The 18,641-nt window shown below is 73.7% G+C and carries 19 protein-coding genes; 8 read left to right on the forward strand and 11 right to left on the reverse strand.

All coding sequences use genetic code 11. The features are described 5' to 3' along the window. Nucleotides 1-29 precede the first annotated feature (29 nt). Nucleotides 30-2,486: an ATP-binding protein gene (locus tag GTY67_RS19410; protein ID WP_161279490.1), complete on the forward strand. Its 2,457-nt coding sequence runs from the start codon at nucleotides 30-32 to the stop codon at nucleotides 2,484-2,486. Between the two features lie 69 nt (nucleotides 2,487-2,555). Here the strand turns inward: GTY67_RS19410 and GTY67_RS19415 are convergent, their stop codons facing one another. Together GTY67_RS19415 and GTY67_RS19420 are read right to left on the reverse strand one after the other, a co-directional pair. Further along, complete coding sequence (locus tag GTY67_RS19415) at nucleotides 2,556-2,963, reverse strand: response regulator (protein ID WP_161279491.1); 408 nt, start codon at nucleotides 2,961-2,963, stop codon at nucleotides 2,556-2,558. 52 nt (nucleotides 2,964-3,015) lie between these two features. Continuing rightward, nucleotides 3,016-4,881: a PP2C family protein-serine/threonine phosphatase gene (locus tag GTY67_RS19420; RefSeq protein ID WP_161279492.1), complete on the reverse strand. Its 1,866-nt coding sequence runs from the start codon at nucleotides 4,879-4,881 to the stop codon at nucleotides 3,016-3,018. A gap of 238 nt (nucleotides 4,882-5,119) precedes the next feature. Here GTY67_RS19420 and GTY67_RS19425 point away from each other — a divergent pair, with 238 nt between their 5' ends. Further along, complete coding sequence (locus GTY67_RS19425; protein ID WP_093694051.1) at nucleotides 5,120-5,737, forward strand: Uma2 family endonuclease; 618 nt, start codon at nucleotides 5,120-5,122, stop codon at nucleotides 5,735-5,737. A 99-nt stretch (nucleotides 5,738-5,836) separates the two neighbouring features. Here the strand turns inward: GTY67_RS19425 and GTY67_RS19430 are convergent, their stop codons facing one another. The 6 genes from GTY67_RS19430 to GTY67_RS19455 form a co-directional block, all read right to left on the reverse strand. Further along, a complete protein-coding gene (locus GTY67_RS19430; protein ID WP_161279493.1) occupies nucleotides 5,837-6,466 on the reverse strand; it encodes an NAD(P)-binding domain-containing protein in 630 nt (209 codons plus the stop codon). 193 nt (nucleotides 6,467-6,659) lie between these two features. Then, a complete protein-coding gene (locus GTY67_RS19435) occupies nucleotides 6,660-8,228 on the reverse strand; it encodes a PTS transporter subunit EIIC (RefSeq protein WP_161279494.1) in 1,569 nt (522 codons plus the stop codon). An 86-nt stretch (nucleotides 8,229-8,314) separates the two neighbouring features. Next, nucleotides 8,315-9,274, reverse strand: coding sequence for an N-acetylmuramic acid 6-phosphate etherase (gene murQ / locus GTY67_RS19440; protein WP_093694054.1), 960 nt, complete (start codon nucleotides 9,272-9,274; stop codon nucleotides 8,315-8,317). A gap of 64 nt (nucleotides 9,275-9,338) precedes the next feature. After that, nucleotides 9,339-10,256, reverse strand: a complete 918-nt coding sequence (locus tag GTY67_RS19445) for a MurR/RpiR family transcriptional regulator (RefSeq protein ID WP_093694055.1) — start codon at nucleotides 10,254-10,256, stop codon at nucleotides 9,339-9,341. 71 nt (nucleotides 10,257-10,327) lie between these two features. Continuing rightward, a complete protein-coding gene (locus tag GTY67_RS19450) occupies nucleotides 10,328-10,597 on the reverse strand; it encodes a hypothetical protein (RefSeq protein ID WP_202461498.1) in 270 nt (89 codons plus the stop codon). Continuing rightward, entirely contained in the window at nucleotides 10,594-11,013 is a 420-nt protein-coding gene (locus GTY67_RS19455; protein ID WP_161279495.1) for a hypothetical protein, read from the reverse strand. Before GTY67_RS19455 ends, GTY67_RS19450 begins: the two co-directional genes overlap by 4 nt. A 64-nt stretch (nucleotides 11,014-11,077) precedes the next feature. Between GTY67_RS19455 and GTY67_RS19460 the strand changes: the two genes are divergently transcribed. Both GTY67_RS19460 and GTY67_RS19465 read left to right on the forward strand, forming a co-directional pair. Beyond that, complete coding sequence (locus GTY67_RS19460) at nucleotides 11,078-11,446, forward strand: hypothetical protein (protein ID WP_093694057.1); 369 nt, start codon at nucleotides 11,078-11,080, stop codon at nucleotides 11,444-11,446. Continuing rightward, nucleotides 11,443-11,712, forward strand: a complete 270-nt coding sequence (locus GTY67_RS19465; protein WP_093694058.1) for a DUF4031 domain-containing protein — start codon at nucleotides 11,443-11,445, stop codon at nucleotides 11,710-11,712. The genes GTY67_RS19460 and GTY67_RS19465 overlap by 4 nt, the downstream gene beginning before the upstream one ends. Before the next feature lie 54 nt (nucleotides 11,713-11,766). On the opposite strand, the gene GTY67_RS19470 is transcribed toward GTY67_RS19465, so the two are convergent. The 3 genes from GTY67_RS19470 to GTY67_RS19480 all read right to left on the reverse strand — a co-directional run bounded on the left by GTY67_RS19470 (nucleotide 11,767) and on the right by GTY67_RS19480 (nucleotide 15,233). Continuing rightward, nucleotides 11,767-13,062, reverse strand: coding sequence for a Cmx/CmrA family chloramphenicol efflux MFS transporter (locus GTY67_RS19470; RefSeq protein WP_161280177.1), 1,296 nt, complete (start codon nucleotides 13,060-13,062; stop codon nucleotides 11,767-11,769). 93 nt (nucleotides 13,063-13,155) lie between these two features. Further along, entirely contained in the window at nucleotides 13,156-14,412 is a 1,257-nt protein-coding gene (locus GTY67_RS19475) for a PQQ-binding-like beta-propeller repeat protein (protein ID WP_161279496.1), read from the reverse strand. Between the two features lie 131 nt (nucleotides 14,413-14,543). Then, nucleotides 14,544-15,233 carry a hypothetical protein gene (locus tag GTY67_RS19480; protein ID WP_093694061.1) on the reverse strand — a complete coding sequence of 230 codons (690 nt, stop codon included), beginning with the start codon at nucleotides 15,231-15,233 and terminating at the stop codon, nucleotides 14,544-14,546. 175 nt (nucleotides 15,234-15,408) lie between these two features. On the opposite strand from GTY67_RS19480, the gene GTY67_RS19485 reads away from it, so the two are divergent. The 4 genes from GTY67_RS19485 (at nucleotide 15,409) to GTY67_RS19500 (ending at nucleotide 18,589) form a co-directional block, all read left to right on the forward strand. Then, entirely contained in the window at nucleotides 15,409-16,119 is a 711-nt protein-coding gene (locus GTY67_RS19485) for a maleylpyruvate isomerase family mycothiol-dependent enzyme (protein ID WP_161279497.1), read from the forward strand. A 78-nt stretch (nucleotides 16,120-16,197) separates the two neighbouring features. Further along, a complete protein-coding gene (locus GTY67_RS19490) occupies nucleotides 16,198-16,947 on the forward strand; it encodes a 5-oxoprolinase subunit PxpA (RefSeq protein ID WP_161280178.1) in 750 nt (249 codons plus the stop codon). Continuing rightward, nucleotides 16,944-17,717 (forward strand): allophanate hydrolase subunit 1, encoded by a 774-nt coding sequence (locus GTY67_RS19495; protein ID WP_161279498.1) that lies wholly within the window; start codon nucleotides 16,944-16,946, stop codon nucleotides 17,715-17,717. The genes GTY67_RS19490 and GTY67_RS19495 overlap by 4 nt, the downstream gene beginning before the upstream one ends. Next, nucleotides 17,714-18,589: a biotin-dependent carboxyltransferase family protein gene (locus GTY67_RS19500; protein ID WP_161279499.1), complete on the forward strand. Its 876-nt coding sequence runs from the start codon at nucleotides 17,714-17,716 to the stop codon at nucleotides 18,587-18,589. Before GTY67_RS19495 ends, GTY67_RS19500 begins: the two co-directional genes overlap by 4 nt. Nucleotides 18,590-18,641: the final 52 nt, after the last annotated feature.

Consider the following 18,641-nt stretch of genomic DNA (forward strand, 5'->3'; position numbering starts at 1 on the left):
AGCGGGGCGACGGGACGGGAGACCAGGCAGTGTCCGACGAGGTACGGGGATGGCTCTCCCCGAAAGCGGTGGCGGCCGAGGCCGGGGTGAGCCAGGAGTTCGACCTCTCCCAGTGCGTGAGGGAGCCGATCCACCTGCTCGGCGGCGTCCAGTCGTACGGGGCCCTGGTCGCCGTCCGGCTGCACGACGCCCTGGTGGACACGGTGAGCCGGAACACGGGCGAGGTGCTGGGCCGGGCGGCCGGCGAGCTGGTGGGGCGGCCGGTCACGGAGCTCATCGGGGACGAGCAGTGGGCGCTGGCGCGGGAGAGCACGGAGGTGGCGGACTTCGGGGAGGCCTCTCCGGCGGGCCCCGGTGAGGCTTCTTCGGAGGGAGCGCCGCCAGGGGCGCCGGACGGGCCCGCCGCCTCCGGGGTGCTCTCCCTCTCGCTGGAGCCGGGCGACGGGCAGGCGCGTCCCTTCGACGTGACCGTCCACCGGGTCGCCGAGCTGCTGGTGCTGGAGTTCGAACCACGGGCCGCCGACGGGCCGTTCGTCTTCCAGAACTTCTATCCCCGGGTGCGCCGCGCCCTGCACCGGCTCCAGGGCGCCGCCGATGTCACCGAGTGCTGTGCGGCCGCCGTACGGGAGGTCCAGGCGCTCACCGGGTACGACCGGGTGGTGGCGTACCGGTTCGACGGCGCCGACGGACCCGGCCAGGTCATCGCGGAGGCGCGTAACGAGGGGCGGGAGCCGTGGCTGGGGCTGTGGTTCCCGGCCAGCGACATCCCGCCGCAGGCCCGCCGCCTCTACGCCCGCAACTGGATCCGGGTCATCGGGGACGTGGACGACGCGACGGTGGGGCTGCTGCCGGAGGTGCGGGAGGGGACCGGCGAGCCGCTGGACCTGTCGGGGTCGACACTCCGTACGGTCTCCGGCTACCACCTGGAGTACCTGCGCAACATCGGCGTGGCCTCGTCCATGTCGGTCTCGCTGCTGCACGACGGCGAGCTGTGGGGGCTGATCGCCTGCCACGGTGACGAGCCGCGGCGGCTGACGCCCGAAGTGCGGGCGGCCTGCGAGTTCTTCGGGATCGCGCTGTCCCTGCAACTGGCGGCCGTCGCCGAGCGCGAGCAGGCCGACGAACTCTCCGGGTACCGGCGGGTGCTCGCCACGTTGCTGGCCCGGCTCTCCTCCGAGGCGCCGGACGCGTTGATGCGCCCCGGCTCGGGGGTGGCCGGGCTCCTCGACGCGGACGGGGCGGTGCTGGTCCGGGGTGGGGAGGTGGTGGCGACGGGGGACCCGCTCCCCGCCGGGCTGCCCGGCCTGCTGGAGCGGCTGGCGGGCGCCGGTCCGACGGGTGAGGTTCCGGTGGGCGAGGTGTGGAGCAGCGACCGGGTGCCGGAGGCGCTGGGCCTCGAACCGGCGGACGCGGAGGCGCAGGGGGTGCCCGCGGGCCTGCTCTTCCTCCCCTTCACCCGGGCCGGCGACCTGCTGGCCTGGTGGCGCCGTGAACTGCCCGCGCCCCGGGAGTGGGCGGCCGACCCGGCGCGGCCGGTGCGGACGGGGCCCGGCGGTGAGCGGCTGACCCCGCGCGGTTCCGCCGCCGTCTACCGGGCGACCGTACGCGGGCGCAGTGCGCCGTGGACTCCGGCGCAGCGGGTCGTGGCCGGGGAGCTGTGGCGGGAGATGTCGGGGCTGCTGAGCCGGCAGATGGCCGAGCTGGAGGCGCGGAACACCGAACTGGCCCGGACCAACGAGGACCTGGACTCCTTCGCGCACGCGGCGGCCCACGACCTGAAGGAGCCGTTGCGGGGCATCTCGAACGCGGCCGCCTTCATCGTCGAGGACGCCGGTGCCGCACTGGACGCCACCTCGCTGCGCCGCCTGACCACGGTGCGCCGGCTCGCGGAGCGCATGGACGGGCTGCTGGACTCCCTGCTGCACTTCTCGCGCCTGGGCCAAGTGGGGCTGGAGCGGGAGGAGTTGTCGCTGGACGAGGTGGTGGACGACGCGCTGCTCGTCGCAGGGGGACGGCTGGCGGAGCAGGGCGTCACGGTGGTCCGCCCGGCCCCCCTGCCCCGGGTGCGCGCGGACCGGGAGCGGCTGCGCGAGGTGCTGGAGAACCTGTTCGTCAACGCGGCCAAGTACGCGGCGGACGAGGGGAGCGGGGAGCGGCGGGTCTGGGTGGAGGCGGTTCCGGTGGCGGAGCCGGGCGGGGAGGACGGGCGGGAGGTGACGGCCGTCGTCGTACGGGACAACGGCATCGGCATCCCGCCGGGCCGGCACGAGGAGGTCCTCCAGCTCTTCCGCCGCCTGCACCGCCGCGAGGAACGGGGCGGCGGCTCGGGCGTCGGCCTCGCCGTGGTCAAGCGGATCGTGGAACGCCACGGGGGGCGGCTCTGGCTGGAGAGCCCCGCCGCCGCGCCGGACGGCGACCGGGGGCCGGGCGGTGGCGGGCCGGGGACGGCGGTGTGGTTCACGCTGGGCGGCACGGACACGCCGTAGGGCCTGGGGCGGCTGGGCCTGGGCTTCGGCCTTCTGCGGCCTGCGGCTTCCGCTTTTCGCGGCCTACGCCTACGCCTTCTGCGCCATCCAGAAGTCGACGGCGCCCCGCAACACCGTCTGGAACAGCTCGAAGTTGACGGGCTTGTAGATGTAGCTGTCCGCGCCTGCCGCGTAGCACGCGTCCTCCTCCGCCGAGGAGGTCGACGAGGTGAAGACCACCACGGTCAGGGACCCGCACTCCGGGTGCGCGCGCAGCTCGGACAGGAGCGTCAGCCCGTTCGTGCCCGGCATGTTGAGGTCCAGCAGCACCAGGTCGGGCGTGGCGGCGGCGGGGTCCAGGAGGCGGGGCACGACGGCGTCGCTGCGCGGGGCGAACTCCACGTTCAGGGAGGGGTGGGAGCGGGACAGTGCGCGCTGGATGGCCTCGGTGTCCTCCTCCGAGTCCTCCACGACGAGGATCAGGCCGTCGCTCTTCATCGGGGCCTCGCCTGTTCGCCGGTCCGGGTGCGCATCCCGGTTCGGATGGTCATCACAGTGCCGCCTGTTCGAGCCGGGGGTCGTGGGGGAGCAGGCCGGCGCCCGGCGGAACGCCGGTCCAGCGGGCCACGAGCAGGGCGATGTCGTCCTGTCCGGAGTCGCGGAACAGCTCGGCCTGCTGGGCCAGGCTCTCCGCGATGTGCGCGGCGTCGCGGCCGCGCAGGGCGGCGAGCCGCGCGGGCAGGACGCTCTCGAAGAACGTGCCGCCGGCCTCCCGCGACTCGGTGAGTCCGTCGGTGAACAGCACCAGGGTGTCGTCGGGGCCGAGCCGCTCCTCGTGGCTGTCGTACGAGACGTGGTCCAGGACGCCGAGGAGGAGCCCGCCGGAGAGCACCTCGGAGACCGTGCCGTCGCTGCGGAGCACCAGGGGCGGGGGGTGCCCCGCGCTGCACGTGCTGAGCAGGGCCGTGCCGTCGGCCTGGGGCGTCAGCGTGGCGACGACCGCGGTGAGGAAGCGGCTCGCCCGCTCCTGGCGCAGGGCCCGGTTGAGCCGGCTGAGGGCGGTGCCCGGGTCGGTGCCCTCCTCCAGCAGGGTGCGCAGGGTGTGGCGGGCCAGGCCGGTGAGGGCCGCTGCCTCCGCGCCGCGTCCGCAGACGTCGCCGATGAGCAGGGCGATGGAGCCGTCGGGCCGGGGTACGGCGTCGTAGAAGTCGCCGCCCACGTCCAGCATCGGGTCGCCGACCGCGTAGCTGGCCGACAGGTCCCACTGGTCGGTGACCGGGAGCTGCGAGGGGAGCAGGTGCTCCTGGAGCGAGAGGACGGCGTGCCGTCGGAGCTCGTAGAGGAGGGCGTTGTCGATGGGGAGCGCGGCGCGGGTGGCGAGGCTGCGCAGGAAGGCGCTGTCCGGCAGCCGGGCCTCGGGCCGCTGGTAGACGAAGGTGATGCTGCCGACGACGCGGCCCCGGGCACGGAGGGTGCTGATGCTGACGACGGTGGGGTGGCGGCTGTCGCCGGCCGCCGCTCGGGAGGGTGTTGTTCCGGCGGGTCCGGCGTCCGAGGCGGATGAACCGGGTGCCCCGCCCGCCCCGCCCGCGTCGGCGAAGGGCGAGCCGTCGAGTGTGGCGCCGCTCAGGAACAGCGTGTCCTCGTCCTCGCCCCGGCGCGCGAGCAGCGCCGCCAGCCACGGGTCGTGGCGGCCGGCCTCCTCCAGTGCGCGCTGCTGCTGGACGGCGACGTGCGTGGCGGCGACGAACTCCGGCCCTTCGCTGCGCAGCAGATGGACGAGAGCCCCGTCGGCGACGGCCGGGACGGCGATCCGGGCCACCCGTCGCAGGGTGTCCTCCACGTCGAGGGACGAGTCCATCTGGAGCGAGGCCTCGGCGAGCAGCGCGTCGTCCGAGGCCCGACGGGCTTCACGGCCGCGCTGGAGGATGCCCGTGTGGCAGGCGACGATGACGTCCACGGCCTGGGTGAGACGGCTCTCGACGACCGCCGGGTCCGCCGAGCCGTCCACGGCGAGGGCGAGCGCCGCCCAGCCGCGCTGGTCCAGCCGGAACGTGCAGGCCACCACGGAAGCCCCCGGCACCTGCCGCAGGAACGCCGCCTCCGGCCACACCGAGTCGTCCAGCCCGTCCACGGCGAACCGGGTCACCACGGGCTCGCCGCCCGGCTCCCGTACGGCCGCCCCCGGCATCGACCGGGTGGTCGCGACGATCACCGGGGCGTCGCTCCCGGCGCTCAGGGCGCGCATGTACCGCAGGACCTGCTTCTCGTCCCACCGCGTGCCCACCACGAGGTGGACCCCCGGGGTGGCGAGGAGCGGCGCGTAGACGTCGTCCGCGAGCGCCGCGACCTCCTCGGCCCGCGAAGCGGCCTGCCAGAGCCGGTGCAGCGCACTGGACCAGGTGTCGTCGACCATGCCCCGCCCTCCGGTTCCGTCCTGCTCGTCTCCCGCCACTTCTCCTGTACGCGGCTGACTCTCCGGTACTCGGCCAGTATGACCGGAGGGCCGGAATTCATGCCGTGGGAGACGCCACGGGCGGGCGGGCTGTCCTGTGCGCGGCCGCTCGTTCGTGGGACGCTGGGAGAAACGGGCGTACGGCCGCGAAGCCTCCGATCTAGTTTTCTCGGCGAGGCCACTGAAGAAGGGACACGCGATGACCGCAGCGTTCGTCGAGAACAGTCACGCACCGAGTGCGCACGCGTGGGACTACCTGCTCCAGACATGGCGAGAACTGGACGTGCCTGAGGGATGGCGCGCCGAGATCGACGAGGGGCAGATCGTCTTGGTACCACCGCCGCACGCGCACCACAACGGGATCGCTGCGAGGGTGCAGCGCAGGCTCTACGCGACGTTGCCCGACGACCTGGAGATCTACCAGACGCTGGGCGTCCACGTGGCGCCGTTGGGAAAGCTCTACGTCCCCGATCTGGTGGTCATGCCGAGGGAGCTGATCGCCGCGGCCGACCCGGAGACCAGTGATCCGCTCGACGCCGCCGAGGCGCTGCTCGTCGTCGAGATCACGTCGAAGGGCAACGCGCGGGAGGACCGGACCAAGAAGTACCGCGCCTATGCGCGTGCGGGCGTCCCGATGTACCTGCTGATCGACCGCTTCGACACCCGGGGGGCCATGTCCACGCTGTTCACGGAGCCGAACGACGACGGCACGTTCAAGCAGGTGGAGGCGGTGCCGTTCGGTAAGCCGCTGATCCTTCCGGCGCCCTTCGACGTGTCGATCCCGACGGATGAGTTCCCGGGAGCTGTAGCCCCGTAGGCGTACGGGCCCCGCTTCCTGCCCCTTCCCGCGGGCCAACCCGCGGGAAGCGTCCCCGGCCCTGCACCGACGACGACCCCGGCCGCCGTCGCCCCTGCTCTAAGGGGCGGTCGGGCGGGTCACCACCTTGATGTTGAAGGTGTGCGACCCCACCCCGCCCGCGATTCCCATGAAGAGGAACGCGAAGTGCTCCTGGCCGCGTGCGGTGGTGATCCCGCCGATGTCCAGCTGGGAGGAGGGAGGCCAGCCGAGGTCGGTGAGGAGGCGGCCGGTGGTCCGCTTGGCCTCGGCGTCGTCACCGGAGAGGAAGACGGTGCCGGGCTCGGTCAGATCACCCGGGGCGGTCATGGTGGTGGAGTCCATCGTGCAGAGCGTCTTGACGACGGGGGTGAGGGGGAAGGCCTCCTGGATCAGCTCGCCCAGGCTGCTGTTGGGGTGGGTGAGCCGGGTGAAGTCGTCGGAGAGGCCGACCCCGACGTCGATCAGCGGGGTCCCGGCCAGCGTGGGAGCCCCGATGGAGTGCAGCAGCTCCACGGAGACACCTCCCGGCGTGGCATTGACCAGCACCTCCGCGTGCGCGGCCGTCTCGTCGAGGGTGGCGACGGGGAGACCGAGGCCGGTGCGCTCCTCCGGGTGGCGCGAGCCGAGGAGGATGTCGTGCCCTGCGGCGCGCCAGCCGTGGGCCAGGGCGCGGGCGACATTTCCGGTGCCGAGCAGTCCTATACGCATGGGGCGACGCTAACCAGCGGGGGCGGCGCGGCGGATCGGGCGGGAGACGGGGGCGGGGCGGGACCTGAGGCTTAGTTCTCGAGGGGCTGCCACCCGAAGGCCTCGGGGTGCCGCGACCCGAAGTTCTCAGGGGGCCGGGCCTCGGGGGTCTCCCCGTTCGGGCCCGGCCCGCCCCCGGGCCGCCCCCCTGTCGTCAGACCCCCGCCGGGGCCTTCTCCGGAGAGCCGGGGTCCGTGGAGCCGGGGTCCCCGGGGCCCGGCGCGCCCGGTGCCGTGGGGTGGTGCGGGCCGCCCGTTGCCGCGACTGTGGACGGGGTCGGGTCCTGGGAGACGTTGAACTCCGTCAGCAGGTCCTTGCTGAAGCCGAAGAAGTACGTGGCCAGGAAGCCCGCGACGTAGCCGGCCAGCAGGCCGGCCCCGTAGATCGCGATCGTCGTGCCCAGGCCGTGGTTGCCGTCCAGGAGCGGGAACAGGGCCCAGCCGGACGGGCCGATGGCGGTGGAGCCGACCGTGTCGCCGAGCTGGTTGAACAGGCCGACCACGCCGCCGCCGAACGCGCCGCCCACGCACGCCGTGATGAACGGGCGGCCCAGCGGCAGCGAGACGCCGTAGATCAGGGGTTCGCCGACGCCCAGCAGGCCCGCCGGGAGCGCGGACTTGATGGTGCGGCGGATCGACTCGTTGCGGGGGAGGCGGAAGTAGACGGCCATCGCCGCGCCGACCTGGCCGGCGCCCGCCATCGCGAGGATCGGGAGCAGGACCGTGAAGCCCTGCTGTTCGATGAGCGTCGTGTGGATCGGGATCAGCGCCTGGTGCAGGCCCAGCATCACCAGGGGCAGGAACAGGCCGCCGAGGACGAAGCCCGCGCCCGCGCCGCCGTTGGAGAGCAGCCAGTCCGCGAACGTGCCGATCGCGGAGGACACCTCGCCCGCCACGTACATCAGGCCGAAGATCGTCACCAGGCCGGAGATCAGCACCGTCAGCGTCGGCGTGACCAGGACGTCCAGCGCCTCCGGCACCCAGCGGCGGCACCACTTCTCCACGTACACCGCGAGGACCGCCGCGCCCAGTGCGCCCAGTACCCCTCCCTGGCCGGGTGCGAGCGTCTGGCCGAACGCGTCGATGTTCGCGACGCCCGGGAAGACGATGATCGCCGCCACCGCACCGCCCAGGATCGGCGTACCGCCGAACTCCTTCGCCGTGTTGTAGCCCACGAACACCGCGATCAGCGCCATGAAGCCGGACGCCATCGCCGCCAGCGCGGGCGTCACGGCGGGCAGCCACCCCAGGTTGACCAGCAGTCCGTTGAGGCCCGCGATGATGCCGCAGCCGATGAGGGCCGGGATCAGCGGCACGAAGATGTTGGCGATGCGGCGCAGGAACAGCTTGAAGGGGGTGGCGTTCTTCGTCTTCTGCTGTGCCTTGATCGCCGCGCCCTGTGCCGCCAGTTCGTCGGCGGAGACGGCCGGGGCAGGCTCACCCGGAGCCGGGGTGCTCTCGCTGCCCTCCGCCACCAGCCGCTCGAACTCCGGCGTGACCCGGGCGACCGTGCCCGGGCCCAGCACGATCTGGTACGTCTCGTCCTCGACCACGCCCATCACGGCGGGCAGGGCCTTGAGCGCCTCGTCGTCGACGAGGGAGCGGTCGTGCAGACCGAGGCGGAGCCGGGTCATGCAGTGGGCGATGGAGCTGACGTTCGCCGCGCCGCCGACGAGCGGGAGGATCGCGGCGGCGGTGGCGCGGTTCTTGTCTTCTGTGGCCATGGTGCTCGTGCCTTGCTGTGCGGGGGTGTGGTGCCCGGGGGTGCTCAGGGTCGCCCGGAGGCGCCCAAGGGCGGGCCCAGGGTGGGTCAGGTGGTGCGTACGGCCGCGAGGGCGGCGCGGAGGTGGCCGTCGGACTCGGTCAGGAGCCGGGCGGCGGTGGGGCCGTCGACCCCGCCGAGGATGGTGAGGATCGCGTTCTTGACCTCGCCGTCGGTGGCGGCGAGCGCGGCCTCGATCTCGGCGTCGGACGCGCCGGTGGCGAGGGAGACGATGTGCCGGGAGCGGGCCCGCAGCTTCTCGTTGGAGGCGCGGACGTCGACCATGAGGTTCCCGTACGTCTTGCCGAGCCGGATCATCGTGATCGTCGAGATCATGTTGAGCACGAGCTTCTGGGCCGTGCCCGCCTTCAGCCGGGTCGACCCGGTGAGCAGCTCGGGGCCGGTGACGATCTCCAGGCCGTGCTCGGCCGCGGCGGCGAGCGCCGAGTCCGCGTTGCAGGAGAGCCCGACGGTCAGGGCGCCCTGCGCGCGGGCGTGCTCCACCGCGCCGATCGCGTACGGCGTGCGGCCGGAGGCGGAGATCCCGACCACCGTGTCGTCCGCCGTCAGCTTCAGCGCGTCCAGGTCGGCGGCGGCCAGCTCCTTGCTGTCCTCGGCTCCCTCGACGGCCTTCACCATCGCGGACGGGCCGCCCGCGATCAGGCCGACGACCTCGGCCGGGTCGGTGTTGAAGGTGGGCGGGCACTCGCTGGCGTCCAGCACCCCGAGGCGGCCCGCGGTGCCCGCGCCCGCGTAGATCAGCCGGCCGCCACGGGCCATGCGCTCGGCGGCGGCGTCGATCGCGGCGGAGATCTGCGGCAGCCGCTCGGCGACGGCGGTGGGGACGGTGGCGTCCTCGCCGTTCATGATCCGCGCGATCTCCGCCGTGGGCAGCCGGTCGATCTCGGCGAACTCGGGGCGGAAGGCCTCGGTGGTGAGCGTGGCCAGCTGGGCGCGGAGCTCGCCGTAGCTGTCGGTGGTGCCGGAGGCGTCGGTGGTGGAGGTCATGGAGGGCGGCTCTGCTTTCTCGTTCTCGTACGCGTACGGGCGGTGCGGGGGGTGAGGGGTGAGGTCAGCGGGTGCGCGGGGTGTGGCGGTGGGCCAGCGCCTCGTAGGAGGCGGCGAGGGCGGGCGCGGCGGTCTCGTACGTCCGCTGGGCCACGCCTATGAACAGGCAGTCCACGACCAGGAGCTGGCTCGTCCGGCTCGACATGGCGGCGGGCCGCAGCTCGCTCTCGCGCGCGGTGGACGTGGTCAGCACATGGTCCGCGTACTGCGATACGGGCCCGTCGGGCCGCCCGGTGATCGCGACGGTCGTCGCCCCCCGGTCGAACGCCACTCGCAGCGGTTCGATGACGTCACCGGTCGACCCCGAGTGCGTGATCGCTATCGCCACGTCGCCGGCGCGCAGCTGCACCGCGTTGGTCACCGCGAGGTGCGGGTCGGTGTGCGCGTGGGCTATCAGCCCGATCCGGAGCAGCTTCTGCGCCAGGTCCTGGCCGACGAGGGAGGAGGCGCCCACGCCGTAGATGTCGATGCGGCGGGCGGTCGACGCGGCGGCCACGGCGGCACCCAGCTGTACGGTGTCCAGCCCGGCGGCGGTGTCCGCGAGGGTCTGCTGCTCGTCGAAGGCGAGCTTGGCGACCACCTCGGCGATCGGGTCGTCCACCGCGATGTCCGCCGTGACGGCGGGCGACCGCCCGGACTCCTGGTGCGCCGCGAGCCCGGCCAGCGCGAGCCGCAGGTCGCGGTAGCCGGGGTAGCCGAGGAGGCGGGCGGTGCGGACGACGGTCGCCTCACTGGTGCCGGTGAGCTCGGCGAGACCGGTGACGGTGAGGGCGGCACATCCGGCCGGATCGCCCGCGACGGCTTCGGCGACCAGCTGCATGGAGCGGGTCATGGAGGGCGCGAGCGTCCGCACCTTCGCGGCGAGGGCCGCGGGGGCGGGCGGGGAGTCGCCGCTGAAAATTTCCTTCACGTCTTGGGTCACATCTGAAAGATATTTTCAGGCCCGGGGTCCGTCAACCCCCTGTGGTCTCCGCCTTCGGCGGCGGGCGGTCCTCAGCGGCCCCTCGGCCAGCGGGCGTCGTCCAGCGTGTACTCGTGCACGGAGAAGCCGTCGGGAGCCTGGGCGAACCCGGGCAGCGTGCGCGCTCCGGCGATGCGCTCCTCGGCCCGCAGCCGGGTGGAGTAGAGCCCGAGAAGCTTGAAGCTGTCCTCGCCGTCGTCCCGGAAGAGCGGCTCACCGTCCTCCATGAAATCGGGGGCCGTACTGCCGGGGGTGAGGGAGAGGTGGTGCCGGTGCACCAGAAGGTAGACGGTCCGACTCATTTCACGTCCTCGTGTCTGTCCGCCGGATGTCTGTCCGCCGGCGGGAATGTCTGTCCGCCGGTCGGGCAGGGGGATGGGTCAGTCTGCTGGTGGCCCTCCGGGTACTCCGTGAAATACCCGTCGGTCCACATGTCCTCGTCCAGCACCAGGGGGGAGATGTCGAAGCAGTCGGGCTCGTCACGGAAGCCCGGCAGCTCTCTCGACAGCCCTCGCCGCGCCTCTGCCGCCGCCTCGTCCGTGAAGATCCCGAGGATTCTCCATTCCTCCTCGTCCACGTGCATCTCGCCGTCCGGGTCCCGGTGGGTCGTCCGCCCGTCCTCGTCCACGACGAGATGCCGCGCGTGCCACAGCACGAACACTTCGTCCACTTCGTCGCCCGTTCCACGGTCAGCCGCCATGGTGTGCGCCTCCTTCATGGTGGGTGCCTCCTTCGTCCGCGCTCCCGAACACTGCCGTAGGTGTGGGGCGCACAATAGGGGCATGGAGCTGAACCCCCTGGAGCAGGCACTGCACACCGCCCGCGCGCTGGTCATGGCCGATCTCGTCGCGGGAGACGTCGCCGAGGCCGATGTCGTCTCGCTCGTCGAGGACGCCGTGACGCACCGCCGGTGGTGGGTGGAGCAGTGGCCCGAGGGTGCGGAGTTCGTCGCCGGGCTGATCGCCCAGGACGTGCAGGACGCCCTGCTGGAGAAGTACGGGCGGTGGCCGCTCTGCCCCGCCTGCGCCGAGGACGAGCCGCACGCGCTGGACGTGGAGCCGGAGCTGGGGCCCGACCCGCACTGGGTGTGCGTCAAGGCGGCCGTGGCCGTGGCACCCGTGGGGGCGCTGGGCGAGGTACTGCGGCGGTGACCCTCTACATCGACCCGCCCACCTGGCCCGGACACGGCCGCCTCTGGTCGCACCTGGTCAGCGACGTGTCGTTCGAGGAGCTGCACACCTTCGCCGCCGCGATCGGCTGCCCGCCGCGCGCGTTCGAGCGCGACCACTACGACGTACCGGAGGCGTATTACGCGGACGCCGTACGGGCGGGGGCGCGGGAGATCGGCTCGAAGGAGCTGGTGCGCCGCCTCACGGCCGCCGGACTCCGGCGGCCCAAGGGGCGGGCGTCGGCTTAGGGGCGCGCGACGGCTCAGGGGGCGCCGACGGCGCTCAGGGCTGGGCGGGGGCGCTCAGGGCTGGGTGGAGGCGGGGCCCTGTGCCCCCGCCGCGCACTCGGCCGTCCCGGCGGCCGGTGCCGTACGCCCCGAGGAGTCCGGGCGGACTGCCTGTCCCGCCCCGGCCGTGCTCTTCGCGATCAGCCGTGAACGCGAGACGCCGTCCCCGCCGCGCTGGAGCCGCAGCGACACCGCCACCGCCGCCAGGGCCAGGACCGTCATCCCCGCGCCCGCCCACGCCGTCGCCGCGAAGCCGAAGTCCGCGTCGATCACCGTGCCGCCCAGCCACGGGCCGCTCGTGTTGCCCAGGTTGAACGCGGCCGTCGTCGTGGCGCCGGCCAGCGTCGGGGCCGCCCCGGCCACGTTGAACATCCGGGCGTTGAGCGCGGGGGCCGTGAAGAACGCCGACAGGCCCAGCAGGAACGCCAGCGCGACGACCGCGATCTGGCTGGAGGCGAACAGGGCCAGCGCCGCCAGGAACACCGTGGACGCCGTGATTCCGGTGAGCAGCACCCCGAAGAGGTGCGCGTCCGCGACCCGGCCGCCGATCGTCGTACCGATCAGCGCTCCGATCCCGAACAGGCCGAGGATCCACGGCACCCACCCCGAGTCCAGGCCCGCCACATCCGTCAGCAGCGGCGCCAGGTAGCTGAACGCGCAGAACACCCCGCCCGCCGCGAGTGCGGTGATCACGATGGCCAGCCAGACCTGCCGGTCCCGGTAGATCGCCAGTTCCTGCCGCAGTTGCGGCTTCTTCTCCGGCAGCGGGATGTACGGGATGCGGGTGACGACCCCGACCAGGGCGACGGCCGAGGCCACACCCACCGCCCAGAACGCCGACCGCCAGCCGAGGTGCTCGCCGAGGAAGGCCCCCATCGGCACGCCCAGCACGTTGGCGATCGACAGGCCGCCGATCATCACGGCCATCGCCCGGGCCCGCTGGTTCACCGGGACCATCGCGATGGCCACCGCCGCCCCGACCGCCCAGAACCCCGCACAGGCGAGCGCGCTCACCACCCGGGAGGCGAAGAGCACCTCGTACGTCGGCGCCAGCGCGCCCGCCACCTGCCCGAGGCCGAAGACCGAGATCAGCGCGATCAGGGTCGTCCGGCGGGGCAGCCGCAGCGTGGCCACGGCGAGCAGCGGGGCGCCGACCACCATGCCGATCGCGAAGGCGGATATGAGAAGCCCGGCCTGCGGGATCGAGACGTTCATGTCGTCGGCGATCGGCGGCAGCAGACCCGACAGCATGAACTCACTGGTGCCGAGGGCGAAGACCGAGAGGCCGAGGATGTACACGGCCAGCGGCATGGGCGTGCGGCGGCGGGAGGTGGAGTCGGGCATGACTCGTCCCAACGCCGGGGAACGTGTCCGCATTCCCGGTTCTCGGCAGGTGGACAGCCCTTACGCGGGCAGGGCGTGCAGCTTCTTGCCGTGCAGGGCGAACACGTGCTTGCCGTCGGTGGCCACCAGCCAGGCGTGGTAGTCGCCGGACTTGTCGTTGAACGTCCAGCGCAGGGCGCCGTCCTTCGCGTCGAAGGCGTGGATGCCGCCCTGCTCGTCGAGGTCGGTGGCCCCGTACAGGGTGGAGCCGACCCTCACGAACTGCCGGGGCACCTGCGCGCCCGAGTCCTTGAGCGCCGTGGACTGCCAGACCTTCTTTCCCGTACGCGGGTCGAGGGCCCACAGCGTCCGGCCGCTGTCCGCGATGTACAGCACGTCGTCCAGGACGGTCGGCTCCCGGAAGGTGGTGAACTGCTCGCCCTCCACGGACCACTTCTCGGACCCGTCGGACAGCGCGAAGGCCTGGAGCTTCTGCCCCTGCGGGACGATCACCAGGTCCTGGTGGACGGCGAAGGGGCCGTAACTCGTCTTCGTCGTCTTCTGCGTCCACACCTGCCGGCCGGTGGCGGTGTCGCGCACGGTGAGGTTCTTCTTGAAGTCGGTGTAGACGAGGTAGCGGCCCTGCACGGCGGCGTGGACCCCGTTCTGCTCGGTGCCGAGGTCGCGCTGCTCCTTCCAGACGAGCTTGCCCGTGCTGCTGTTCAGGGCGGCGATCACGTTGGTACGGGAGGAGTTGTCGGCCTCCAGGATCTCGGCGATGACGTACACCTGCGTCCCGTCCACCGCGACCGGCCTCGGCTGCCGGTACTCCTTGCCGAGGTGGCTGCGCCAGGTCTCCTTGCCGGAGGCCGGGGCGTACCCGATGACGCTGCCGTCGTACTTGCCGCTGGCCAGGTACAGGGTGTCGTCGCCGTTGCCGAGCAGCAGCGGGGCGCCGGGGACCGCGCCGCCCGGCAGCGACCACCGCTCGTCGCCGGTCGCCCCGTCGAGGGCGGCCAGCGGGTCACCGCTCGCGATGACCACACCGGCCACGGCGACGAGTTCGTCGTTGTCCCCGTACGTCTGCGCCGAGGTCGACTTCGTCCACAGGGGCGCGGGGGTCTTGCCGTCCTCGGGGGCCTTGTCGCCCTCGGCCTCGGGGGAAGCGGTGCGCGGCGGCGGCGTGCTGCCCCTGCCGCCGGTCGCGAGCTCGTCCTCGCAGCCGGTCAGCCCGGCGCCGAGGGCCGCCATCGTGATCCCGGCCCCGGCCAGCCGCAGTATTCGCCGCCGTGAAGATCTGCCGGCCGTCGTGCCGTATCCCGCCAGTCCCTTGGACATGGAGCCGTACCCCCGTGGAGTCGTCAGAGTGTGTGCAACTGCGATGCCAGACGTTAGCCGCCGGCAGGTGCCCCGGGCCCGGCCAGGGCGTGACCGGAACAACTCCGTGAAGGAACCGGAACATTTGCCGATCACTGCGGACCGGACGACGACCCCAGCAGCTCCAGCTCCGTCGCCAGGTTGTGCCGGGCCCGCGCCTCCCACTCCGCCGCCCCGTGCGGCGTACGGAACAGCCTCGGCAGCGCGAGGAGTTGGCGCAGCACCGCCGCCCGCCCCGTCCGGAACGCCTCGTCGGGGACGAACCCGTACTCCTCCCGCACCTGCGCCGCGTAGTCCGCGTACTCCTGCGGGCTCCCCGCCAGCACCGCCAGGTCCGCGTCGCACAGCACCTCGCCGTTGCGGTCCCCGTCGGCCGGGTCGTGCGTCACGGTGAGCCGGACCAGCCGCGCGACCTCCGCCGTCACCGCGTCCCCCACCCCCGCCTCGGGCAGCGCCCGTTCGGCGAGGGCGGCGCTGCGCTCCTCGTTCTCCGTGCGGTCGGGCCGGTACACCGCGTCGTGGAACCAGGCGGCCAGCCGCACCGCGTGCACATCGGCGGCGTACCCGGCGAGCGTGTCGATCCGGTCCAGGACCGCCGTCAGGTGGGCGGTGGTGTGGTACCGCCGCTGCGGCTCGTCCCAGCGGGCCAGCAGGTTCTCGGCGTACGGCAGCGGGTCGGGTCCCGCGTCGGGTCCGCCCGCTCCGGAGCGGGCGGCGAGCAGCGCGTCCCGCCAGCGGTCGGGCAGGGCACGGGTGTCGCGGGGGCGCGGGCTGTCCGTCATGGGACGACCTTAGAGGCTGAGCCCCGTACGGCTGAGTGGCCGTGTCCCGTACGGACGAGAGCCTGACTCCCCGTACGGATGCCGGGCCGACCCGTACGGACGCGAGGCCGCCCCCCCCGTACCGATTCCGGTATCCCGCCCCGGCCGCCAGCCCCCCTGCGGTTGGCTGGGGTCCATGACGACCACGGCCTCCACCCCCGCCGCCCCCGTACGCGATCCCGAACTCCCCGGTCTGCTCCTGCGCACCGAGCGCGACGCCTTCCTCCCGCTGCTGCGCGCCACCCCCGAGGCCGCGTACGGCCTGCGCACCGCGTGCCCCGGCTGGACCGTCCGCCATGTCCTCGCGCACTGCGCCGCCGCCCTGACCCGGGTGGTCGAGGACCGGCTGGAGAAGGGGGTGTTCTCGCCCGAGTCCAACGAGCGGGACATCGCGGAGCGCGCCGAACTGCCCCTGGCCGCCCTCCTCGACGAGCTGGAACGCGGGATGACCGAGGCCGGCCCGGTGATCGCCGCCGCGGGCGGGAAGCTGGACGGGGTCGCGCTCGGCGAGTGGGTGCACGCGGGGGACGTGCGCGAGGCGTGGGGCCTCGACGGCGCGTACGCCGGGCACGGACTGGCGTACGCCCTGGGGCTGCTGGAGGGCGTGGCGTACCGGAAGGAGATGCCGCAGGTCGTCGCGGACGTGGAGTCGGAGGGCTGGGGAGGGCCGCGCCCGCTCGGCGTCCCCTCGCCCGAGGGGCGGCCCGCAGGCCGGTACCGAGGCGACGGGCCCACGCTGATCCGGCTGTACGCGAACCGGCCGCTGGTGGGCTCGCGGTACGAGCTGCACGGCGTACGGGAGGGCGACCTGCACCTCTTCGACCGGCCGTCGAAGCCGGCGGACTGACAGGGCGCGCGGAAGGTTCCGCCCCTCGGACCGGCCCTTGTCGCCCCGGAGCCGAGTCAATAGCGTGCGCTCGTGAAGATGGACCTGAACGCGGATCTCGGTGAGGGCTTCGGCCGCTGGACCCTGACCGACGACGAAGCGCTCCTCGCCTGTGTCACCAGCGCCAATGTGGCGTGCGGCTTCCACGCGGGTGACGCCTCCGTCATGCGGCGGGTCTGTGACGCGGCGGCCGCGCGCGGCGTACGGATCGGGGCGCAGGTCTCCTACCGGGATCTGGCCGGGTTCGGGCGGCGGTCGATGGACGTGCCGTCCGACGAGCTGGCCGCCGAGATCGCGTACCAGATAGGCGCCCTGCGGGTGTTCGCCGAAGCGGCCGGCTCCACCGTCTCGTACGTCAAACCGCACGGCGCCCTCTACAACCGCACCGTCCACGACGAGGAGCAGGCCGCCGCCGTCGTCGCGGGCGTCCGGCTCGCGGGCGGCGGCCTCACCGTCCTCGGGCTGCCCGGCTCCCATCTGCTCGCCCACGCTTCTGCCGCCGGGCTGCCCGCCGCGGAGGAGGCCTTCGCCGACCGGGCGTACACCGCACAGGGGACGCTGGTCCCGCGCGGCGAACCGGGGGCGGTGGTGCACGACGCCGACGAGGTCGTACGTCGCGGTGTCGGCATGGCGCTGGACCGGGCGGTCACCGCGGCGGACGGCAGCCGGATACCCGTCGAGGCGCGCTCGCTCTGCGTCCACGGCGACACCCCGGGCGCCGCTGCCCTCGCCCGCCGGGTGCGGGCGGCGCTGGAGGACGCGGGCGTCCTGGTGGAGGCGTTCACATGAGCCCGAGGGATGACGCTGGGAAGGTGCGCGTGCTGCCTGCCGGGGCGCACGCCCTCCTCGTCGAACTGGCCGACGGCGACCACGCCGAGGCCTTCCACGCCGAGCTTCTCCGCCGCCGCGAGCGGGGCGCACTCCCCGGCGTACGCGAGATCGTCCCCGGCGCCCGGACCGTTCTGCTGGACGGGATCGGCGACCAGGCAAATGCTGGAGAGAGCGCCTCCGCACTCCGCGACCGGCTTGCGCGCGATCTCGTCACCTGGGTCCTGCCGCCTCTGCGCCACGAGGCGCGCGACGCGGTCGAGATCCCCGTCGTCTACGACGGCCCCGATCTGGCGGAGGTCGCCGCGCTCTGGGGTGTCGGCGTCGACGAGGTGTCCGCGCTCCACTCGCGTACCGCGTTCCGGGTGGCCTTCTGCGGGTTCGCGCCCGGGTTCGGCTATCTGACCGGGCTGCCCGAGCGGCTGCATGTGCCCCGGCGCACGACCCCGCGTACGAGGGTTCCGGCCGGGGCGCTGGCCCTCGCCGGGCCGTACACCGGGGTCTACCCGCGCCCTTCGCCCGGCGGCTGGCAGCTCATCGGGCGGATGGTGGACCCGGCGGCCCTGTGGGACCCGGGCAGGGAACCGGCGGCGCTGCTCGGACCGGGGACCCGGGTCCGGTTCGTGGCGGCGGAGCCGGAGCCGGGACCCGCTTCCCGTGGAGCGGCGCCCCTGCCCATGCCTCGCGCGGCGGAGACCGTACCCACGTCCCGTACGGAGTCGCGCTCATGACCCCCGTACGGAACGGGCTCCTCCACATCGTCCGGCCCGGCGCCCTCACCACCGTCCAGGACGCCGGCCGGTCCGGCTGGGCGCATCTCGGCGTCGGGCGGGCCGGGGCCCTCGACGCGGCCGCCGCCCGGCTGGCCAACCGGCTCGTGGGCAACCCGCCGGGCGCCGCCCTCCTGGAGACCACCGTCACCGGGTGCGCCGTCCGCCCGGACCGGACCGTGGTGGCCGTCGTCGGCGGTGCGGGGTGCCGGGTGAGCGTCGACGGGCGGCCGGTGGCCTGGGGCGCGCCCGTGCGGATACCGGCGGGGGCGGTGCTGGACGTGGGCCCCGCCGTGACCGGGGTGCGCGGCTATCTGGCGTTCGCGGGCGGCCTGGAGCCGGAACCGGTGCTGGGCAGCCGTTCCGCCGACCTCCTTTCGGGGCTTGGCCCGGCCCCGCTGGCGGAGGGCGACACACTGCCGCTCGGTCGGCCGGGCGGGGAGCCGCCGACCGGCGAAGGGCCCGTTCCCTGGCCCGGTGCCCCCGCCGAGCTGGTGCTGCCCCTCCACCTCGGCCCGCGCCACACCTGGTTCACGGCCACCGCGCTGCGTACGCTCACCACCGCCGCCTACCGCGTCTCCCCGCACAGCAACCGCATCGGCCTCCGCACCGAAGGGCCCGCCCTGGAGCGGGCCCGCGACGGCGAACTGCCCAGCGAGGGCATGGTGCTGGGCGCGATCCAGGTGCCCCCGGACGGAAGGCCCGTCGTCTTCCTCAACGACCACCCGACGACCGGCGGTTACCCGGTCGTCGGCGTCGTACCGGAAACCGCCCTCGCCGGGGCGGCGCAGGCGGTTCCGGGGACGCGGGTGCGGTTCGTCGTACGGGCGTGAGGCGTCTCGTAAGGGCGTGAGGCGTCCCGTACGGGCGGGAGAGGCCGACGTA

Origin of the sequence: Streptomyces sp. SID8374, from assembly GCF_009865135.1 — a bacterium.
Taxonomy (GTDB): Bacteria; Actinomycetota; Actinomycetes; order Streptomycetales; family Streptomycetaceae; genus Streptomyces.